The organism is Vibrio cyclitrophicus (assembly GCA_023206055.1).
In the GTDB taxonomy this organism is placed as follows: domain Bacteria; phylum Pseudomonadota; class Gammaproteobacteria; order Enterobacterales; family Vibrionaceae; genus Vibrio; species Vibrio cyclitrophicus_A.
In genome coordinates this window covers 1,856,499-1,876,808 of record CP065366.1, presented here as the reverse complement: position 1 = coordinate 1,876,808, position 20,310 = coordinate 1,856,499, and the positions used below count along the sequence as shown (strand labels likewise).

The window sequence follows — 20,310 nt, the reverse complement described above, 5'->3', positions numbered from 1 at the left end:
GAGCCATAAGTAAATTCACGCCAACAAAGTGTAAGACAAACTTTGAAGCAAAGTATTGCGCCAGTTAACAATAGCCCTTTCAACTAACTCGAAAAGCTCATTTAATTTAGTCGCTAGACGATAACAAGCTCAAATCACTTTTCCAGTTTGTTGCGTTCAAAACCGTTTCGATTGTGAGACCAGTTCCAAACTATTTCATCACGTCAGGTTTTCAATTTATGTTTGTATTTCAAAGAGCTTGAATCAGTTCGAGTTCACAATTCGGCCAATTGATTCTGCGTAAGATGAAGAAGAGCTAAGAACATTGACGAGTGCGTCTATAAATTGCTCAGATTTATCCTAAACTATTGCTATTAAACAAACAGTATTTCTAACCTTCAATCTTTTTAACTTTCAGTCTTTGAGGATTTCCTATGTGGCAGGCCATTTCTCAACAACTTTCAGATACTCTTCTATTTAACTTTCAGATTACTGAACGTACCAAGGTTTCTGGTGGCGACATTAACGATTGCTATATGATCAGCGATGGTAATGAACGTTACTTTGTGAAAGTGAATCAGCGAGAATTTTTACCTAAGTTTGAAATAGAAGCTGAGAACTTACGCTTGTTAAGAGAAACCTCCACCGTCTACGTTCCCGAGTTGGTGCTTATTGGCAAAACCAAAGAGTGCTCGTTCATTATTCTCAATTATTTGCCGACCAAACCGCTCGAGACGGGCAACAACAGTTTCGATTTCGGAGTACAGCTTGCGCAGCTTCATCAATGGGGCGAGCAAAAAGAGTTTGGTTGTGACCAAGACAACTATATTGGCAGCACACTTCAACCCAACCCTTGGCATAAGAAATGGGGACGTTTTTTCTCTGAGCAACGCATCGGTTTCCAACTGCAACTACTGAAAGAGAAAGGCATCGAGTTCGGTGATATTGATGACATCGTTGATGTGGTGAATATGCGTCTTGCTGGCCACAACCCTCGCCCTTCTTTGCTTCATGGGGATCTTTGGAATGGCAATGTAGCAAATTCAGCCTTTGGGCCAATCTGTTACGACCCTGCTTGTTATTGGGGCGATCATGAATGTGACTTGGCATTAACGGAATTGTTTGAAGGGTTTCCAAAAGAGTTTTATGAAGGTTATCAGAGCGTCAATCCACTCGACGTTGGCTATACTGATCGGAAAGACATTTACAACTTGTACCATCTTCTTAACCACTGCAATCAATTTGGTGGCGAATATTTAGCACAAACTGAAGCATGCATTCAGAAGATACAGGCCGTTTAATACCAATCACAACTGGTTATAGCGATATATAAGCTACTGCGATCTATACAAGCTACTGAGATCTATAAAGCTACTACGATTGGAACAAGTTACAGTGAGGAGAGTCCGCGATGCATAAATACACAGAGAAACATGTCTCCTGCCCCCACTGTGGGCATGCCATCAGCATCACGCTTGATGCTTCTAATGGGAGCCAAGATTTTTATGACGATTGCCCAGCGTGTTGCAATGCCATTCACCTCGACATGCAGGTAGATGAAGTAAGAGACAGAATTAATCTCTCGATTGATGCAGACGACGAACAAGTCTTCTAACACCTACTTTCTTGTCGAGTTGGATCTACACCTCGATTTAAAGCTACCCTCGATTCTGAGGCTAGCCTAGAAATACACAAAAATAGAAAAAGAGCACCTAATGTGCTCTTTTTTAATATCTTCGACGTTTGCTTAGTCAGCGCTTTTTAAGCAAGTGCTGTTGATAAACCGCTACTACTATTTTTGGTTTGCTAGTACGCGTTCAACAGTATCGACAATCGCTTGTGTTTGAGGATCAAACTCAATGTTTACTTGATCGCCTACTTCACGGCCGCCAAACAGAGTACGATTCAGCGTTTCTGGGATCAAGTGAACAGAGAAACGGTTCTCTTCCACTTCACCGATAGTCAATGAACAACCATCAACGCCAATGTAGCCCTTGCTCAACACATACTTCATTGATTCTTGAGGCAGCTCAAACCAAAGCGTGCGGTTGTTTTTTGTCTTAATCACATCAACGAGATTAGCCATCAGAGTAATGTGGCCAGACATACTATGCCCGCCAATTTCATCACCAAACTTTGCTGCACGCTCAACATTCACTCTGTCACCAACATTCAGCTGGCCTAAGTTAGTCAATCGCAATGTCGCTTGCATTAAATCGAAAGCAATCTGGTTACCTGAAATTTCCGTTACCGTTAAGCAACAACCGTTATGAGCTACTGAAGCACCAATGGCTAATCCTTCTATCATTTCATCGCTTAGCTCAATGGTATGAGTTTGAAACGACTCTTTTTTGTTGATAGCAACCAGTGTTGCCATGCCTTGAACGATACCTGTAAACATAAGATTCCTATTTAGCATTCTAGGGCGTGTTGACCTTTCGTGGTTAAATTTTGTTCGAGATAAAAGCTTTTTAATCGCGGCGAGGGGGAAGTAGCCTAGTCATTCTAGGTAAATCTCCCTCAACAAAGAGTAAAACGCTTTTAGCCGAACCCTTCGGGCAGCGTTTGCTGGTCATTTTTACTACGTTATCGGCTTCTCATGTAGGCTAGCTACACATCGACGCCTCTGCCTTGTATAAATGCCCAGCAACTCGCTGCAAAAATCAGCTCGAAAGATCAACACGCCCTAATAACAGTTTTTCATAGCAGTTATTGTGACATTTCTTTATGATTCGTCCAGTGGAAGCTTAAGATCATTGTCTCTGATTCCTTCAGAATGTCCTTTCCTACACTATTATTCTAATTTTCCCTCTTATTTGGAGTTGTTTGTGCATCGTTACAAAGAAGAATCCTCAAATCTAATCAAACTTGCGACCCCAGTATTGATCGCATCTGTTGCACAAACTGGAATGGGTTTTGTCGATACCGTAATGGCCGGTGGCGTAAGTGCTATCGATATGGCGGCGGTTTCGATTGCAGCAAGTATCTGGCTACCATCAATCTTATTTGGTGTCGGTTTATTGATGGCGTTGGTTCCTGTCGTTGCACAGCTGAATGGTTCTGGTCGACAAGTCAAAATTCCATTTGAGATTCAACAAGGAGCGTTTTTAGCACTCGTCATTTCCCTTCCAATCATTGGCGTACTGTTCCAGACACAGTTGATATTGGAGTGGATGGACATTGAACAACTCATGGCGGAAAAGACCATCGGCTATATGAATGCGGTGATGTTTGCTGTACCTGCATTTTTGTTGTTCCAAACATTGCGAAGCTTTACCGATGGAATGTCTTTAACTAAGCCAGCGATGGTGATTGGTTTTATCGGCTTGCTATTAAACATCCCGCTGAACTGGATGTTCGTATACGGAAAGCTTGGTGCTCCTGCCTTAGGTGGTGTTGGCTGTGGTGTTGCAACGGCTATCGTATATTGGGTGATGTTTTCACTGTTGTTCGCTTACGTTTTAACATCAAAACGTTTGGCGAAAATCAATATCTTCGGTACGTTCCACAAGCCGCAACTTAAAGCTCAAATTCGTCTGTTTAGACTGGGCTTCCCTGTGGCGGCCGCTATCTTCTTCGAGGTAACCCTGTTCGCGGTAGTTTCTCTGTTGGTTGCACCATTGGGTTCATTGATTGTTGCGGCGCACCAAGTCGCGATCAACTTCTCTTCGCTAGTTTTCATGATTCCAATGAGTATTGGCGCTGCTGTGAGTATTCGTGTTGGCCATAAGTTAGGCGAAAACAACACTGAAGGTGCGAAGATCGCAACACACGTGGGTATCATTGTTGGCTTGGTTACAGCCTTAATGACAGCGGCATTAACCGTCCTGTTCAGAGAGCAGGTTGCATTACTTTACACAGAGAACACTGCAGTAATTACCGTTGCAATGCAATTGCTGTTATTCGCGGCGGTTTATCAATGCACTGACGCAATCCAAGTTATCGCTGCTGGTGCTCTGCGTGGCTACAAAGACATGCGTTCAATCTTCAACATTACCTTCGTTGCTTACTGGCTGCTTGGTCTTCCTATCGGCTACATCTTAGGAATGAAAGATTGGATTGTTGAACCTATGGGCGCGCACGGCTTCTGGATTGGTTTCATTGTCGGTCTAACGTCAGCAGCGATTATGCTTGGTATGCGTTTACACTGGATGCACAAGCAGGACGATGACGTTCAGCTAGAATTTAGTTCTCGCTAGATTCGCACTCGCTAAGTCGGTCTATCTGATTTCGAATATAAAAAAGAGCTCTGATTTTCAGGGCTCTTTTTCGTTAACTGGTCAGATAGATCATATGTACCTTAATATTCACTTTTTTCTCTAACAAAGCGCGCGAACTTGGGTTTGCCGTTTTGAGTAAAGCCATTGTAGCGAAAGGTAATACGGCTGCCGATCTCAGGCGGTGCAAGCCTCATTTGATCACTGAACCCACTGCCTATATAAAATTCCACACCCGCTTCTGTGTGAACTAAAATCGACCCCATCATCCCTTTATACTTTCCTGTCCCGCCTTTGTAGCCAATAACAGTTGCTTCGGCATCATGATGCCTTTTGAGTTTTAATAGGTCGTTGCTTCGGCCTGCTTGATAACGACTGGTGATCTTTCTAAGCATCAAGCCTTCGCCATTACGCTCATCGACATTATCAAGCTGGTGAAACAGTGCTTCTTCACTGTGAATCGGTACATGCTCTATATAGCTGACGTGAGATTCTCCAATCACGCTTACCCAGTGCAAAATGTTGTAATAGCGCTTTTGATAATCACCCGCAGCGCCAGGCATATCAAACAGCATGAAATCTATTTGGCGCCATGCTGTGTCATTAGGCGTATGATCGAGAACGGTAGATTGGACAAGGTGGAACTTGCCTCTTCCTGCCCACAATTCCCCTTCGAGGTGGACCTTAGGCAAGTTTTCCGTAAACCATTTCGGTGAGTAAATACGATTTCCATTGCGTGTATAAAGATGCTGTCCATCCCATAGAGCCCGAATCCCATCAAGCTTTTCACTCTTCCAGTATTCAGAAACATCTATGCCTTGCTGATAGGAGTTTGCAAGCACCAAATGATCGGGCGGGAAATAGGATGAATGAGATGAAAGCGAACACGCCCATAAAGTGGCTAAAGCCAGTTTGGTTAATCTCATCATCTGCTCCGTATTAATATCTGTAGTGGTCAACAAATGCCTTTAATCCTAAGCGCTCTAACACGCAGTTAGATAATCTTTGCGAGAAGATGCGATCAACTCATCAACCTTATCTAACCTTTGCATTTATTCATTAAATTAATGACTTATAACTCTCATATGTTCCGCCGTTTTTAGTTCTCAAATTGAGAAACGGCTTTTCTCAATTTGAGATGGCAATTCGCGCCAAAAATAAGTCATTGAAAAATAACGATATAAAAGTTGGCACATTCAGTGCAATTGTCCATACATACTTAAAAGGAGATACCGCTATGGAACTACGTAAAATTGATTTGAACACAACGACACTGACACTTTCTATTTTCGGTGATTTGGATGCAGCAGGCAGTCGTGATGCACAAACAGACATCGATGATGTAATTTCCAACGATGGCCACCCTGAAATCGAAGTTGATTTTAGCCAAGTTCAGTTTTTAGACTCATCTGGTGTTGGCGCGATTGTTTACATGTTCAAACGTCTGACCGAGCGCGAACGTAACATGCGACTTGAAAATGTGACAGGCCAGCCACTTGAAATTATGAACTTGCTGCGTATTGGCCACGCTATCCCAGTAAATTCAAAAAATCCTGCAAATTCATGAAGACACACTAAGCTAGAAGTAACAAAAAATAATAAGAAAAATTAGAAACATAGGACGTTGGCATGAAAATATTGAAAAACTACATAGCCCTTTCTCTGTCCGCTCTCGTTCTGGGTGGCTGTACTAGCTATCCTGAACAAGGCACAGGGGGTTTGGCTGAAAGTTATGATTCTATCAACTATCAAAACTCAGACTTCTCTCCTGTCATGCCAGACGAGCCTCTTGGGCCAGAACATGGATTACGTTTCGATTGGCAACTCGCTAAATTGCACCTAGATGCTTTGATACAAGAAGGTGCTCGCTGGTGTTTCCCAGCTGCTGTTGTCCAAGCCATCGAAAAGCAAAATCGTATTGCTCGTGAACTTCAAGGTGGTCTACTACTGGATGCAGCCAACGACCTAGTGATCCAAAGAAAACGTCTAAATGAACTTGAAGTTCAACTTGATTACGTGACCTCACAAGCCCGTTGCGAACCACCTAAAAACGAAAACCAATTCCGCATGCAACTTTCTGTCATTCAGCAACTATACGATTTGTTCAACGTCGACAATCAATTCGCTGAAAACTCCACTGAAGTTAACCCAAAGTACATGGGGCGACTTGCTGAAGCGACCAACCTGTTGAAAGAACACAAATCTCTAGACCTTGTTGTTACTGGCCACGCTGATGCAACGGGTGCCGAAGAATACAACGATAAGTTAGCACTTGGACGAGCGAAACAAGTCGAACGCTACCTAACTATTTTTGGCTTAGGTGCTCAACGAATCAAAGCTGTTTCTGTCGGCGAAACCGTTCCTCTTTTTGAAGGTGACTCGGACGGTACGCGATTAACTAACCGTCGAGTGAGTATCGAAATTATCTCGCCTAAGAATGCTGAGAAAATGGGAGGTGGACTATGAAATCATTGATCGTTTTTGTCATCACCCTATCGTTATGCTTTGCGAATATCGTGAATGCTAGCGACGAGTTTTCAGACGCAGTTCAAGTCGGTGACCTTATTCAAGTTAACGTACCCGGTGAAAGTACCTTAAATACGGGCTTCCAAGTGGATAAACGTGGTCGTATTACCCTTCCTGAAGTCGGCGCTGTGTTTGTTGCAGGTTACGACAGTGAGCAGCTTAACAAAGTCGTTCTAGAGTCACTGGCAACCGCTTATAAAGATCTTTCGAACGCTTCAGTATATGTAAAAGAACAGCAAATCATCATCTACGTGCAAGGTTATGTAGAACAACCTGGCGAATACACACTTGCATTAGGTTCTAGCATTCAAATGGCGCTTTACGCTGCAGGTGGTTTACGCCCGGGCGCGCAACTGGATAAGCTTATTCTTAAAAGAGGCGCGGATAAGAAAGAGTTTAACTACAAACGATTCCTTGATTCAGGAGACGAATCAACATTACCTACTCTTCAATCACTGGATTCACTATTTGTTCCTGCTTCTCCATTAGTCGGTAACATTGAGCAAGAGTTTGACGCAGCAAAGCTTGCTAACTCAGGTGACAGTGCCGACTCTCGCAATTCAATTAAAGTATTTGGTGAGGTAAACGCGCCAGGTTCGTTCACTTACAAAGAGAACACCGACCTTGTCGACGTACTAATGCGTTCGGGCGGTGTTACTCGCTATGCCAGTGTTGAGCAAATACGAGTGATCTCAAACAACACCCCAACGCTGTTCAATCTAAAACGTTACTTAGATTCTGGTGACGAAAGTCTGCTTCCAATTTTACGCCCGGGCGCGACCATTTTCGTTCCTAAGCAAGAAGAAGAAATCAAATCCGGCGCAAACATGGTTTACGTGATGGGTGAAGTCGCTGCCCCTGGTGCTTTTGAAGGCAAAAGAGACGCGACCTTTATGGATATCCTTGCCAATGCGGGCGGCCCGACTCGTTTCGCAGAGTCACGACAAATCCGTGTGATCAAAGCGGATGGCAGAGTGCTAAAATTCGATTTAGCGGCTTACACCGAAGGCTTGCCTAACTCTAACCCTCCTAGCATCAATGCCGGTGACGCGATTTTCGTTCCTGAGAAAACCGACATGAACGAAAAATCTTGGTTGAAAATTACGCCAGACAGAGCGGTTAACGTGATTGGTGAGGTGAACAGACCTGGTCGTATCGAATGGTCGGATGAAATGAACTTCATGGGATTATTGGCGCATGTCGGCGGCCCTACGCTACGCGCTGATACATCGAAAATTGAAGTCGTGACTGGTAGAAAGCTGGTTGTGTTTAACCTTGATGATTTCATTCGCAATGGTGCGCCACGCGACCAAATGCCTCAAATTCGCGCAGGTTCTATCGTGCGAGTTCATGACTTGCCACAAGATCCATCAGACAATAAGTCACAATGGGTTCGTCAAAGCTCAGACGCTTCAATCTACATCTTTGGGCAAGTGAATGCGCCCGGTCGTTACCGCTTCACCAAAGACATGCACTTCCTAGACATCTTGTCAGCAGCTGATGGTCCAACTAAGGATGCTGACATTCATAATGTTCGCGTTACTCACCGCGATAAAACTTATTCTAAGGTCAGCAAACTGAACCTGTCGCTGTATTTTGAAACAGGCGATGAATCATTACTGCCAAACGTAACCACCGGCGACACGATTTACATCCCTGAAAAAGGCAAAAACTGGTTAGATACACCAAAAGAAGAGACGGTTCGTGTCCTTGGTGCCATTAACAATCCTGGTCGATATGTGTTTAATGACAACATGACCATTCTTGATATCTTGGCAGAAGCCGCGGGGCCAACAGACAGTGCTTATGTAGAGAAAATTACCATCGTTAATATGTCTTGTTGCCAAGGTCAAGCGCGTACCTTTGACCTTGTTGAATTCAGCAAAACAGCCAACATTTACAACCTGCCGGTACTTCGTGCTGGTGACACCATTTACATCCCAGATCGTCGTGAAAGCTTTATCGAAAAAGCACGTGTTGGATTAGATGACATACTACGTATTACGACCACCATCGTACTAATAGGAGCTTTATAATGACTATTTCAGCAACCCATGCCGAAGTCGAGCAACTGTATTTAGCTTCTGAACTTAACGGACAGAAATCGATTTGTGTGACGGCCTGTCACTCAGGTGACGGGGTAACCTCTGTTGCAACTGCATTAGCGGAACGTTTTCTTCTTGCTGGTCACTCCACGCTTTATGTTGACCTCAACTTATACAACCCCGCTTTCAAAGATTTGAACATGTTAGAAGACAGTCAACAGGGGCAGTTAATAGAACATGTTGAGTCTCATCGTACGTTTATCGGTGTCCCAGCACCTCAAGTTGCATCAACACTGCTTGCTTATAAAGATCCGACAACGTTACAAAAAGTGGTAAATAAATGGCTAGAGAAATACGATCGAGTCATCATTGATACCTCACCGCTTCTCAACATAAACAAAGGCAACATTCCTGCACAGTCTGTTGCGAGTGCCTGTGACAGCACATTGATGGTTGTCGCCTATGGTGAAACGTCAACTCACCACCTAGAACAAGCGAAAAAGCTGCTTGATGCACAAAGTATCAACCTAATGGGCAGTGTGATGAACATGAAACAAAAGCCAAGCTTTGCGCAAGAGTTGGTCAGACAAATCAATCGAATGAAATTCATCCCTGCTAAGCTTCGCAATAGCTTGGCAAATAAGCTGTATCAAAATGAGTTTTTGAACCTTCCAATGTAACTTTCTTGTGTTGCTTTCTGGCTGTCATTAAAACCATGGCAGCCACCTATCCTATTGGACTTCAAGCATGATAACTCTTAATAGCCCAAAACCAAATTAACCATTTTTGGCGAAATTATCATTTAAAATAAGATTTTAAAAACCATTCAACGCATTTCACACACGTCAATCATGGTCTTACCACCTTTAAATCCCTCCAAAAATCAACAGCCCCATGCCTAACTTTAGCGGTAATGTGACACAGACGGTTAAAGTGCCATGTAAATCGCATCAAAGATGGAATTCGTACGATTATTCCCTAAGATTATAAATAGAGGTGGTTTTTGACGAATTTGTAATAGTTTGACAAAGTTATCCGATGGCTGTTGAAACACAGTGGATGAATTGGCAAATCACACTTCACTGACTTTGCACGTTTATCTATTTCAAACTTCACCCATCCCCCCTTCTGCTCAAATGGTTCAAATACACGGAAAGGATCACCATCGAGCAATTTAGATAATCAATTTACCTTGGTTACCTTAGTTGTATTATTAAAGAGAAAGGAAACTCAATATGAAATACAAGTTAAGCTCCGTATTTTTGTTAGTAGCAGCAGCCAGCGGTAATGCTAACGCTGGAGAATGTGGCAGCGTAACAATCGCAGATATGAACTGGAACTCTGCAACACTGATCGCCAATATCGACCAATTCATCCTTGAACATGGTTATGGGTGTGATGCTGAACTTATCCCTGGCGACACGATGCCAACAGGCACGTCTATGATCGAAAAAGGCCAGCCTGATGTTGCACCTGAACTTTGGAGCAACAGCTTAAAAGACGCATTAGATAAAGGTGTTGAAGAGAAACGTCTTCGCTACGCAGGTAAAGCACTTGTGAACGGCGGCGAAGAAGGCTTTTGGGTTCCAGCTTACCTCGTTAAACAGTACCCTGAAATGGCAACCATCGAAGGCGTACGCAAGAACGCTAGTTTATTTAAACACCCTGAAGACCCAGATACATCTGCATTCTACAGCTGCCCTGCAGGCTGGAACTGTCAGATCAGCGCCGGAAACTTGTTTAATGCTCTTGAGCTAGAAAACAGTGGTTTCACGATTGTTGACCCTGGCTCGAGTGCCGGTTTATCTGGCTCTATCGCAAAAGCTTACGAACGCGAAGAAGCTTGGTTTGGTTACTACTGGGCACCAACTGCTGTTCTAGGTAAATACGACATGGTTAAAGTCGACTTTGGCAGTGGCGTTAATGAGGAAGAGTTCCTTAACTGTACCACCAAAGAAGATTGTGAATCGCCAAAAGCGACCATGTACCCGCCTTCACCTGTCCACACTATTACCACTGAAAGTTTTGCGTCACGAGCACCAGAAGCGTACGACTACTTTACAAAACGTGGTTTCACAAACGACAAAATGAACTCGCTACTTGCTTGGATGGAAGATAACCAAGCTGATGGTGAGGAAGCGAGTCTGCATTTCTTGAGTGAATTCCCAGAAGTATGGCACCCATGGGTTTCTCAAGAAGTGGCTAAGAAAGTTGAAGCAGAGCTGTAAGAGCTTGGTTTAATAACAAGCAATTACGCTTCAATAATACGGAAATAACGTCGCTATACTTGATGTTATTCATGATTCGGAGCCCTTTTCACAGGCGATACCTCATCTCATGAACAAGTGGCTCCGAACTATAAGGATATAAAATGGCTGACAGCAATTGGTTATCAAGCTTTCCAGAGATGGAACGCGCTGATTTACGAACCATAAAAAAGACGCTAGATGGCGCATACCGTGAATTCTCTCGTGAATACGGTGAAATGATTGAATCTTTATTTGACCCTCTTCTTTCATTCCTTGTTTGGTTTGAAAAACTTCTTATCTCAACCCCTTGGGTTATAGTCCTCGCCGTTTGTACCAGCCTTGTCTACGCCGCGAGTCGTTCTTGGAAACTGGCTTTAGGTTGTGTCGTTTCTTTGCTCCTTATTGGTTACTTTGGAATGTGGGAAGACACCATGCGGACGCTCAGTATCATTACTGTTTGTACCTTGGTTTCGATATTCTTAGGCATTCCGATTGGTATTGCGATGGCTCGTTCAAATCGAGCTCAATCTATCGTTACACCGATGCTTGATATCATGCAAACCATGCCAGCATTCGTTTACTTGATCCCAGTGGTGATGTTACTCGGCATCGGTAAAATTCCAGGTCTAATCGCCGTGGTTATCTACGCTATCCCACCCGTGATTCGTTTAACCAACCTAGGCATACGCTTGGTCGACAAAGAAGTTCTTGAAGCCGCTACCGCATTTGGTGCGAGCAAAAAACAACGCTTATGGGGTGTTCAACTTCCCCTGGCAATGCCAACGATCATGGCGGGTATCAACCAAACCATCATGATGGCACTGTCTATGGTTGTTATCGCATCCATGATTGGCGTTAAAGGCCTAGGACAACCAGTTCTTAAATCCATCACCAACCAATATTTCACATTAGGCTTGATGAACGGTTTTGCCATTGTTGCCCTCGCAATTCTTTTTGACCGCGCTTCACAGGCATACGCAAGAAGAACCAATGCGCATTTAGGAGGACTCAAGCATGACTAAACCATTGATTGAAATTAGTGGTCTATACAAAGTGTTTGGACCGAAACCGATGTCTGTTATGAACCGAGTTCAGAACGGCGAACACAAAGATCAGATTCTTGCGGACACAGGTCATACCGTCGGTTTAAAAGAGATTAATCTCGAGATTAACCGCGGTGAAATCTTCGTTATAATGGGGCTTTCTGGCTCGGGTAAATCGACTCTAATTCGCCACTTCAACCGTTTAATTGACCCAACTCAGGGTAAAATCATGGTCGAAGGCATTGATGTAATGAGCCTCGACACCAAGCAATTAGAAGAGTTCCGCCGTCATAAAATGTCGATGGTATTCCAACGCTTTGGCTTAATGCCTCATCGCACCGTGGTAGAAAACGTTGCGTACGGGTTGGAAGTACAAGGGATCAAAAAAGAAGACCGTTTAGCAAAAGCCAATGAATGGTTAGAAACAGTGGGTTTGAAAGGTTACGGCAAGCAGTACCCTGCCCAGCTTTCTGGTGGTCAGCAACAACGTGTTGGCCTTTCTCGCGCTCTGTGTACTAACGCTGAAATCTTGTTAATGGATGAAGCCTTTTCGGCACTCGACCCTTTGATTCGAAGTGAAATGCAAGATCAGCTTATCGAACTTCAACAGAAGCTTCATAAGACGATTGTTTTCATCACCCACGATTTGGATGAAGCACTCCGTCTCGGCGATCGAATCGCAATTTTGAAAGATGGCGAGTTGGTACAACAAGGCACACCACATGAGATTCTGCTGAATCCAGCCGATGACTATGTAGAGGCGTTCGTTAAAGACGTAAACCGTGCTCGTGCATTGACGGTTGAAACGGTTATGCAGCCTCCTCTCTATCGAATCACTTCAGAAACGATTGAAGGTGCTCTGGCACAAATGAAGATGCTGAAAAACGATTACGCTTATCACGTAACGGATGACGGCTATCAAGGCCTAGTTACACAAGAGAGCCTACAAGACGCCGTTGAAGATGCCTCTGTTCATGACTTCAGTGATGAGATTTACGAAGAGGTTCCTGCTGTTTTACCTGATGCGGTCATTGAAGAAGTTCTACCAGACACCATGTCTTGTGACTACTCCCTTCCAGTTGTCGACGAAGATGGAAATCTAAAGGGTGAATTAGAGAGAAGCGCCGTTGCTGATATATTCTCTGAAAGTAGCGAGGAAGAAGTAGAAGCTGACCCAAAGCCAAAGATTGATAAAGCTTCGTAGCCTAAACTACTTAACCCCTCCAAGACCACTGTTGTTAATTCACTGCAGTGGTCTGTTTATTTGTATCGGCCTCGTTTTCTCCTGAGCTCTACCCGCCCCTTACGTTTATAGGCACCTAAGTTTATATTTCATAAGAGAAAACAAAATTAAATCAGTCCGTTAGGCTTGTCACAAACCCTGTAGCAATATGAGTGAGATGGTGATTAATTGCTCTGTTTATACGGCAAGCAGTTGAAATTATTCTAGAAAATGACTAGAACTTATTAGGGCGTGTTGATCTTTCGAGCTGATTTTTGCAGCGAGTTGCTGGGTATTTATACAAGGCAGAGGCGTCGATGTGTAGCTAGCCTACATGAGAAGCCGATAACGTAGTAGAAATGGCCAGCAAACGCTGCCCGAAGGGTTCGGCTAAAAGCGTTTTACTCTTTGTTGAGGGGGATTTGCTTAGAGTGACTAGGCTACTTCCCCCTCGCCGCGATTAAAACGCTTTCATCTCGAACAAAATTTAACCACGAAAGGTCAACACGCCCTAGTACTCACGGATATTAGGCTCAACAAAAGGACTTAGTTTGATGAACTCTACTTTAGCGTCAGACGCATCTAAAGATCTAAACTCACAAGAAGTTAGCGAGCTTGTTGATGAAAGCGTTCTAGAGCAAATGATTCGAGATACAAGTGCGGATATTATCCCGATCTTGATCGACCATTACGTCGAAGAATCACAAACACGCTTGGTCGCCATAAAAGAGGCTGTCGCTCAGAAAGACGCTCAAACACTTGAGTTCGAGGTCCACACTCTTGGCAGCACCGCGCTCTCATTAGGTAATCGCCCCTTGGGTGAGTTAGCTCGCGCTCTAGAGAAGCAATGTTTAGAACATAATCATGATGCGGCATTTCGACAAGTTGACGAATTACTAGAACTCGCAGATCGTTCAATCAAAGCCTTGCTTGAAAGAAAAGAGGCTGGTTTCAGTTAACTTTGGATGTTCATCATAAGTATCAGACAAAAACTCAACATAGTCGTTATCAATATAGTGGTTATCAATATAGCCACCCTTAACATGCAGTCCGGCGTGACCAACAACGCGAGAAGTACATCTATAGTTTGTTAAGAGATTGCATGCGGTAGATAACAAATAAACAAGACTCGTATTGATGGATGCATACCACTATGTTATTGATTGGTTAGGATAAAGTTTCAAAAGGAATATACAATGCGCCCTAAGGTATTGTTAGTTGAAGACTCCACCTCACTCGCCGTACTCTATAAGCAGTACGTAAAAGACGAACCCTACGATATTTTCCACGTCGAAACCGGCGCGGAAGCTAAGATCTTCATTAAAAGGCACTCACCACAGCTTGTTATTCTCGATCTTAAGCTGCCCGACATGCCAGGTGAAGAAGTACTAGATTGGGTTAGCGAAAATGAAATACCGACCGCCGTCATTATCGCGACAGCACATGGCTCAGTTAATATTGCTGTAGACCTTATCCAACGCGGTGCGGAAGATTTCTTGGAAAAGCCAATTCAAGCCGATCGACTTAAGACCTCTGTTCGCTTGCATTTGAAACGAGCTAAGCTAGAGAACCTCGTTGATGACATGCAAAGCAAGTTTGATCGTGACCGCTTTCATAATTTCATTGGCTCTTGCCTACCAATGCAGGCGGTTTACAAGATCATTGATTCCGTTGCGCCTACTACTGCTAGCGTGTTTATTAACGGCGAAAGTGGTACGGGTAAAGAAGTGTGTGCAGAAGCGATTCACCAAGAAAGCCAACGCAACGGTAAACCCTTCGTTGCCATTAACTGTGGTGCTATCCCTCGAGACCTAATGGAGAGTGAAATCTTCGGCCACGTAAAAGGTGCGTTTACCGGCGCAACAACAGACCGCAAAGGCGCGGCGATGCAAGCCGATGGTGGCACTCTATTTCTTGATGAGCTTTGTGAAATGGAGTTAGAGATGCAGAAGAAGCTATTAAGATTTTTACAAACTGGTACTTTCATACCATTAGGTGGCAATCAAGAAATCAGAGTTAATGTCAGAATTATCTGTGCAACCAACCGTGACCCTCTGGTCGAAGTTGCAGAAGGCAGGTTCCGTGAAGATCTTTACTACCGTGTGCATGTTGTGCCAATCGAGATGCCACCTCTAAGAGAACGTGAGGGGGACATTATTATATTGGCCGATTACTTTCTAGGACTATATGCTAAAGAAGATAACAAAAAATTTGATTCAATAGATATAGAGACACAAAATATCCTCAAACGATATAACTGGCCGGGTAATGTACGCCAGTTACAAAACGTAATTCGTAATATTGTAGTTTTAAATAATGAAGCTTGTATAAGAAAGGACATGTTACCACCTCCTATCAACTTAACAACCGTTCCACAACCAATGTCAATAAAAAAAGAAAACCAATTGAATGAAGCCTCATTAACAACAATCGAAAAGTTTGAAACCAGAAACCAGAAATATCTTGAAAAAGCACTAGCAGATAAAAACAAAGCGTCCTCCGTACTAACTCTGATTAGTAATAATGGTAATATTCGACCTATGTGGAAAATAGAACGTGAAACGATTCAACATGCTATAAATTATTGTGATGGGAACGTAATTAATGCTGCCGTATTATTAGAGCTTAGCCCTTCTACAGTTTACCGTAAGAAACTGATTTGGGAATCAGAAGATGGGAATAAAAACATCAAAAACTCTTACACTTAGCATTATTTTACACATAACAATAAGCGAGATTAACAATAACCTCGCTTACTTATAATTATTGTGAAACATTCATTGAGAACGTCGTTCCTGGATTGTGGATTGACGCTGTTAAATGAGCATCATCGTTAGACTGGTTAACGGTAATGGTTGCATTATCGGGAAGGCTATTGGCATAAATATACGCATAAGCATTGTCCCCGTTTTGATTTACATTGGTGGTTACATACGAAGCATCACCATATAAGTTAAGGCTTAGGTTAGCATCTACACCATTTTGATTTAAGTTATACGTACTTGAATCAGTATTAACACTAAGATTCAGAGTAGCATCACTATTAACCGTTGTATCATTCATATTGATTACGTGATTCACAGTATTGCTATCACCATTAACTGACATATAAGCACTAACGTTACCGGTAGTGTCATAGGTCGACGTTATTTGATTACTATCACCCTGAACATTGTGCGTCATTGTCAGCCCCTTTGGCTTAATAGTGTCGCCAACAGTGATGGTAGAAATATTACTATCACCAGAATGATGTATGTTAAGGTTATTCCAACTGCTTGAATCTATCTGACCTGTATCTACATTTATATTAATGTATGCACTGTTCTCATTCCCATTTTGGCTTGCAGTGAAAGATGTAAGGCCATTCAAAATCGCATTTTCAGGGAGAGTGGCTGAATCTGTCTTTTGAATTTTATTTCCAGCCCCGGCTGATTGCGTAATATTTACTTGGCTTAATTGCTCAGCATTATCGAATTGCTGAATTCTAATTTCATTTGCATTGACATTTAGTGATACCATTACAGCTAAAGTAGTCATTGTATAAATATAACTTTTCATATTAAATTCCTTCTTCATATATCCCACAATCCTACTTCTAACACATAACATTTTATGTTTAGGGTGGCATTGCAACAATGGGAGATCAAATAATCTCCCTTATGTACATTTATTGTGAAACATTCATTGAAAACGTTGTTCCTGGATTGTTGATTGACGCTGTTAAATGAGCATCATCGTTAGATTGGTTAACAGTAATGGTTGCATTATCGGGAAGGCTATTGGCATAAATATACGCATAAGCATTGTCCCCGCTTTGATTTACATTGGTGGTTACATTCGAAGCATCACCATATAAGTTAAGGCTTAGGTTAGCATCTACACCATTTTGATTTAAGTTATACGTACTTGAATCAGTATTAACACTAAGATTCAGAGTAGCATCACTATTAACCGTTGTATCATTCATATTGATTACGTGATTCACAGTATTGCTATCACCATTAACTGACATATAAGCACTAACGTTACCGGTAGTGTCATAGGTCGACGTTATTTGATTACTATCACCCTGAACATTGTGCGTCATTGTCAGCCCCTTTGGCTTAATAGTGTCGCCAACAGTGATGGTAGAAATATTACTATCACCAGAATGATGTATGTTAAGGTTATTCCAACTGCTTGAATCTATCTGACCTGTATCTACATTTATATTAATGTATGCACTGTTCTCATTCCCATTTTGGCTTGCAGTGAAAGATGTAAGGCCATTCAAAATCGCATTTTCAGGGAGAGTGGCTGAATCTGTCTTTTGAATTTTATTTCCAGCCCCGGCTGATTGCGTAATATTTACTTGGCTTAATTGCTCAGCATTATCGAATTGCTGAATTCTAATTTCATTTGCATTGACATTTAGTGATACCATTACAGCTAAAGTAGTCATTGTATAAATATAACTTTTCATATTAAATTCCTTCTTCATATATCCCACAATCCTACTTCTAACACATAACATTTTATGTTTAGGGTGGCATTGCAACAATGGGAGATCAAATAATCTCCCTTATGTACATTTATTGTGAAACATTCATTGAAAACGTTGTTCCTGGATTGTTGATTGACGCTGTTAAATGAGCATCATCGTTAGATTGGTTAACAGTAATGGTTGCATTATCGGGAAGGCTATTGGCATAAATATACGCATAAGCATTGTCCCCGCTTTGATTTACATTGGTGGTTACATTCGAAGCATCACCATATAAGTTAAGGCTTAGGTTAGCATCTACACCATTTTGATTTAAGTTATACGTACTTGAATCAGTATTAACACTAAGATTCAGAGTAGCATCACTATTAACCGTTGTATCATTCAAATTGATTACGTGATTCACAGTATTGCTATCACCATTAACTGACATATAAGCACTAACGTTACCGGTAGTGTCATAGATCGAAGTTAAATTGTTATCATCACCTTGAATATAATGTGACATTGTCAAGCCTTTGGGCTTAATCGTGTCGCCAACAGTGATAGTGGAAACATTACTATCGCCAGAATGATAAACACTCAAACTATTCCAACTACTCGAGTCTGTCTGACCGGTATCTACATTTACATTAATGTATGCGCTGTTATCGCTTCCATTTTGGTTTGCAGAGAATGATGTAAGACCATTCAAAATCGCATTTTCCGGTAGAGTGACTGTGTCTGCCTTTTGAATTTTATTCCCCGTACCTGTCGATTGCGTAATACTTACTTGATTTAATAGTTCACCATTATCAGATTGCTGAATTCTAACTTCATTTGCATTGACATTTAGTGATACCATTACAGCTAAAGTAGTCGTTGTATAAATATAACTTTTCATATTAAATTCCTTCTTCATATATTCCACCACCCTAGTTCTAACGCTTTTTCCGTTATATCTAGAATAGACTGTTCGATTGCTAGTCGAGTTGCAACACTTACTGGTTCGTTATATGATCCTCCCATCTCTAATTGCATTAAATTGTCATCGAAAATTTTGTATGAGTTTATTCCCGCAGACATGGATATTATTGTTTTCTTAGAGATACTACTAAGTAATATCTCGCCTGTTTTAACTGATACAGCTCTTAAAGATACGGTCACGGTGTCTACCGAATACTCGCTAGACAGTGAAAAATCATTAAAGAAAAAACCACCAGCAGCCTGTTTGTTATTGTGGTCATAAGCTATTACTCCCCCAGTGAATACAATACTTGGTACTTTCAAAACTCCTAAACTCTTTGGGCTGACCGATACCGAAGCTAATTGTCTTTCATCTAACATTTGGGCAAGAAACGTTCTGTCAATAACTTTATAAAGCTTCCCATCATTTAACCCAGAAAGCGAGTGCATTAACATAGAATCAAGACCTTGAGGAACAGCAGTAGAAGCTTCTTGATATAATAAGCCTTGTTTTCTTTGTCCTGAAAAGTCGGAAAAACGATAGACAGTTACATTCATGGGTTTAGAATGTTCTGGATAGATAATTTCACTATCAAATTTAACATTATTTTCCGTATATGGCTTTTCGACTATATTTTGTTCTAATGAAGAACACCCTATATTTAAAATAACAGACAAAATAATAGTTATAATTTTCATTTTAATCTCCAATCCCTGGAACTGATAGTTCAATATTTTGGTCTCCATTCTCACCCGATATATTTATTGTTAAAATATCACCATTTTTTTCATAATCTAGGTTTAAGCCATCTGACACATTTATACTACCGCTATCTTGGTTATCATCGAAAATTGAACGTGCTATTTTTTCTGAAACTTGAGAATTAATATAGTTAACAAGAGTTCGTTCTAATTGTTTAGAAGGGCTATTTCTGTCTTCGCTGGCTTCTTGCCTTGCTATCTCTTTCAATATTCTTTCTTTTTGTGATTTGTTTTTTTCAACAATTGATATTCTTTCTTTTGATGCGTTTACAAAACCAGGGTTGTAACCGCCAAAGACTGGGTTTGTGAGGCTATAAGTAACTTGTGCTGAGTTAACGCCAAAAGAGAAAATTAGTATTATATATGGTAATTTCATTTTTAATCCATTAACAATAAAATCAGGTAATTAATACTAGCAAACGTAATGCCAACTATTATATATTTTTAAGTTGTTGTTTTTAAACAAATCTTTACAATTAAGTTGCTACCCTTATGGTTTTTATCAAATAAATTCTCAAATTGAGAATTTATTTGATAAAAATCATGATGAAGTGATATTGTTAAACTATTACAAAAGGTGTTTAATAATTATTATTTAATGAGATGTTATAAAAGACGGAAAAGAAACTGTGTTCCAGAGTACACTCCGAACATAATAGTAAATTTGCCTGCAGAGGTTTATATCACTTTGTATATCTACTGGTAGTGTCGGTTTAGTGATAAATCAGCGTTCATATCACCATATATAGAAATTATTTTTAATCTGCATTTTTATTTACACCATAGAATCTCGTTAAATAAAATCATTACGAGTGGCTTTGTTGCGTAATTCATTGGAA

At 41.5% G+C, this 20,310-nt stretch carries 19 protein-coding genes; 12 read left to right on the top strand and 7 right to left on the bottom strand.

The window, feature by feature from the left end:
• The first annotated feature begins 413 nt into the window (after positions 1-413).
• Together ITG09_08470 and ITG09_08465 are read left to right on the top strand one after the other, a co-directional pair.
• Complete coding sequence (locus tag ITG09_08470; protein ID UPR50761.1) at positions 414-1,280, top strand: fructosamine kinase family protein; 867 nt, start codon at positions 414-416, stop codon at positions 1,278-1,280.
• A 110-nt stretch (positions 1,281-1,390) separates the two neighbouring features.
• Positions 1,391-1,594, top strand: a complete 204-nt coding sequence (locus tag ITG09_08465) for a CPXCG motif-containing cysteine-rich protein (protein UPR50760.1) — start codon at positions 1,391-1,393, stop codon at positions 1,592-1,594.
• 177 nt (positions 1,595-1,771) lie between these two features.
• On the opposite strand, the gene ITG09_08460 is transcribed toward ITG09_08465, so the two are convergent.
• Complete coding sequence (locus tag ITG09_08460) at positions 1,772-2,380, bottom strand: riboflavin synthase subunit alpha (protein ID UPR50759.1); 609 nt, start codon at positions 2,378-2,380, stop codon at positions 1,772-1,774.
• A gap of 427 nt (positions 2,381-2,807) precedes the next feature.
• On the opposite strand from ITG09_08460, the gene ITG09_08455 reads away from it, so the two are divergent.
• Positions 2,808-4,178: an MATE family efflux transporter gene (locus ITG09_08455; GenBank protein ID UPR50758.1), complete on the top strand. Its 1,371-nt coding sequence runs from the start codon at positions 2,808-2,810 to the stop codon at positions 4,176-4,178.
• A gap of 101 nt (positions 4,179-4,279) precedes the next feature.
• Here the strand turns inward: ITG09_08455 and ITG09_08450 are convergent, their stop codons facing one another.
• Positions 4,280-5,122: a DNA ligase gene (locus ITG09_08450; GenBank protein UPR53613.1), complete on the bottom strand. Its 843-nt coding sequence runs from the start codon at positions 5,120-5,122 to the stop codon at positions 4,280-4,282.
• 311 nt (positions 5,123-5,433) lie between these two features.
• On the opposite strand from ITG09_08450, the gene ITG09_08445 reads away from it, so the two are divergent.
• From ITG09_08445 to ITG09_08405, 9 genes are all read left to right on the top strand, one after another.
• Positions 5,434-5,763, top strand: a complete 330-nt coding sequence (locus ITG09_08445) for an STAS domain-containing protein (protein UPR50757.1) — start codon at positions 5,434-5,436, stop codon at positions 5,761-5,763.
• Positions 5,764-5,825: 62 nt separating this feature from the next.
• Positions 5,826-6,662 carry an OmpA family protein gene (locus ITG09_08440; GenBank protein UPR50756.1) on the top strand — a complete coding sequence of 279 codons (837 nt, stop codon included), beginning with the start codon at positions 5,826-5,828 and terminating at the stop codon, positions 6,660-6,662.
• Positions 6,659-8,758: an SLBB domain-containing protein gene (locus tag ITG09_08435; GenBank protein UPR50755.1), complete on the top strand. Its 2,100-nt coding sequence runs from the start codon at positions 6,659-6,661 to the stop codon at positions 8,756-8,758. Before ITG09_08440 ends, ITG09_08435 begins: the two co-directional genes overlap by 4 nt.
• A complete protein-coding gene (locus ITG09_08430) occupies positions 8,758-9,447 on the top strand; it encodes a chromosome partitioning protein ParA (protein UPR50754.1) in 690 nt (229 codons plus the stop codon). The genes ITG09_08435 and ITG09_08430 overlap by 1 nt, the downstream gene beginning before the upstream one ends.
• A 555-nt stretch (positions 9,448-10,002) precedes the next feature.
• Positions 10,003-10,995 (top strand): ABC transporter substrate-binding protein, encoded by a 993-nt coding sequence (locus ITG09_08425; protein UPR50753.1) that lies wholly within the window; start codon positions 10,003-10,005, stop codon positions 10,993-10,995.
• 143 nt (positions 10,996-11,138) lie between these two features.
• A complete protein-coding gene (locus tag ITG09_08420) occupies positions 11,139-12,038 on the top strand; it encodes a proline/glycine betaine ABC transporter permease (protein ID UPR50752.1) in 900 nt (299 codons plus the stop codon).
• A complete protein-coding gene (locus ITG09_08415; GenBank protein UPR50751.1) occupies positions 12,031-13,263 on the top strand; it encodes a glycine betaine/L-proline ABC transporter ATP-binding protein in 1,233 nt (410 codons plus the stop codon). The genes ITG09_08420 and ITG09_08415 overlap by 8 nt, the downstream gene beginning before the upstream one ends.
• Positions 13,264-13,835: 572 nt before the next feature.
• Positions 13,836-14,240, top strand: coding sequence for an Hpt domain-containing protein (locus ITG09_08410; GenBank protein ID UPR50750.1), 405 nt, complete (start codon positions 13,836-13,838; stop codon positions 14,238-14,240).
• A gap of 237 nt (positions 14,241-14,477) precedes the next feature.
• A complete protein-coding gene (locus tag ITG09_08405; GenBank protein ID UPR50749.1) occupies positions 14,478-15,989 on the top strand; it encodes a sigma-54-dependent Fis family transcriptional regulator in 1,512 nt (503 codons plus the stop codon).
• A gap of 55 nt (positions 15,990-16,044) precedes the next feature.
• Here ITG09_08405 and ITG09_08400 read toward each other — a convergent pair whose 3' ends face one another.
• The 5 genes from ITG09_08400 to ITG09_08380 form a co-directional block, all read right to left on the bottom strand.
• Entirely contained in the window at positions 16,045-16,839 is a 795-nt protein-coding gene (locus ITG09_08400) for a hypothetical protein (GenBank protein ID UPR50748.1), read from the bottom strand.
• A 109-nt stretch (positions 16,840-16,948) separates the two neighbouring features.
• On the bottom strand, positions 16,949-17,743 hold the full coding sequence (locus tag ITG09_08395; GenBank protein UPR50747.1) for a hypothetical protein: 795 nt from the start codon (positions 17,741-17,743) through the stop codon (positions 16,949-16,951).
• A gap of 109 nt (positions 17,744-17,852) precedes the next feature.
• A complete protein-coding gene (locus ITG09_08390; protein ID UPR50746.1) occupies positions 17,853-18,647 on the bottom strand; it encodes a hypothetical protein in 795 nt (264 codons plus the stop codon).
• Positions 18,648-18,661: 14 nt separating this feature from the next.
• Positions 18,662-19,408, bottom strand: coding sequence for a hypothetical protein (locus tag ITG09_08385; protein UPR50745.1), 747 nt, complete (start codon positions 19,406-19,408; stop codon positions 18,662-18,664).
• A gap of 1 nt (position 19,409) precedes the next feature.
• The gene (locus ITG09_08380) at positions 19,410-19,847 is read right to left on the bottom strand and encodes a hypothetical protein (GenBank protein ID UPR50744.1); all 438 of its coding nucleotides are present in this window, start codon (positions 19,845-19,847) and stop codon (positions 19,410-19,412) included.
• Positions 19,848-20,310: the final 463 nt, after the last annotated feature.

Excerpts from the sequence above, each read along its gene's own strand:
- ITG09_08435 (UPR50755.1), top strand. The coding sequence starts at position 6,659 with ATGAAATCATTGATCGTTTTTGTCATCACCCTATCGTTATGCTTTGCG.
- ITG09_08380 (UPR50744.1), bottom strand. The coding sequence starts at position 19,847 with ATGAAATTACCATATATAATACTAATTTTCTCTTTTGGCGTTAACTCA.
- ITG09_08415 (UPR50751.1), top strand. The coding sequence starts at position 12,031 with ATGACTAAACCATTGATTGAAATTAGTGGTCTATACAAAGTGTTTGGA.
- ITG09_08385 (UPR50745.1), bottom strand. The coding sequence starts at position 19,408 with ATGAAAATTATAACTATTATTTTGTCTGTTATTTTAAATATAGGGTGT.
- ITG09_08425 (UPR50753.1), top strand. The coding sequence starts at position 10,003 with ATGAAATACAAGTTAAGCTCCGTATTTTTGTTAGTAGCAGCAGCCAGC.
- ITG09_08445 (UPR50757.1), top strand. The coding sequence starts at position 5,434 with ATGGAACTACGTAAAATTGATTTGAACACAACGACACTGACACTTTCT.
- ITG09_08390 (UPR50746.1), bottom strand. The coding sequence starts at position 18,647 with ATGAAAAGTTATATTTATACAACGACTACTTTAGCTGTAATGGTATCA.
- ITG09_08395 (UPR50747.1), bottom strand. The coding sequence starts at position 17,743 with ATGAAAAGTTATATTTATACAATGACTACTTTAGCTGTAATGGTATCA.
- ITG09_08400 (UPR50748.1), bottom strand. The coding sequence starts at position 16,839 with ATGAAAAGTTATATTTATACAATGACTACTTTAGCTGTAATGGTATCA.
- ITG09_08440 (UPR50756.1), top strand. The coding sequence starts at position 5,826 with ATGAAAATATTGAAAAACTACATAGCCCTTTCTCTGTCCGCTCTCGTT.
- ITG09_08430 (UPR50754.1), top strand. The coding sequence starts at position 8,758 with ATGACTATTTCAGCAACCCATGCCGAAGTCGAGCAACTGTATTTAGCT.
- ITG09_08470 (UPR50761.1), top strand. The coding sequence starts at position 414 with ATGTGGCAGGCCATTTCTCAACAACTTTCAGATACTCTTCTATTTAAC.
- ITG09_08410 (UPR50750.1), top strand. The coding sequence starts at position 13,836 with ATGAACTCTACTTTAGCGTCAGACGCATCTAAAGATCTAAACTCACAA.
- ITG09_08420 (UPR50752.1), top strand. The coding sequence starts at position 11,139 with ATGGCTGACAGCAATTGGTTATCAAGCTTTCCAGAGATGGAACGCGCT.
- ITG09_08460 (UPR50759.1), bottom strand. The coding sequence starts at position 2,380 with ATGTTTACAGGTATCGTTCAAGGCATGGCAACACTGGTTGCTATCAAC.
- ITG09_08450 (UPR53613.1), bottom strand. The coding sequence starts at position 5,122 with ATGAGATTAACCAAACTGGCTTTAGCCACTTTATGGGCGTGTTCGCTT.
- ITG09_08465 (UPR50760.1), top strand. The coding sequence starts at position 1,391 with ATGCATAAATACACAGAGAAACATGTCTCCTGCCCCCACTGTGGGCAT.
- ITG09_08405 (UPR50749.1), top strand. The coding sequence starts at position 14,478 with ATGCGCCCTAAGGTATTGTTAGTTGAAGACTCCACCTCACTCGCCGTA.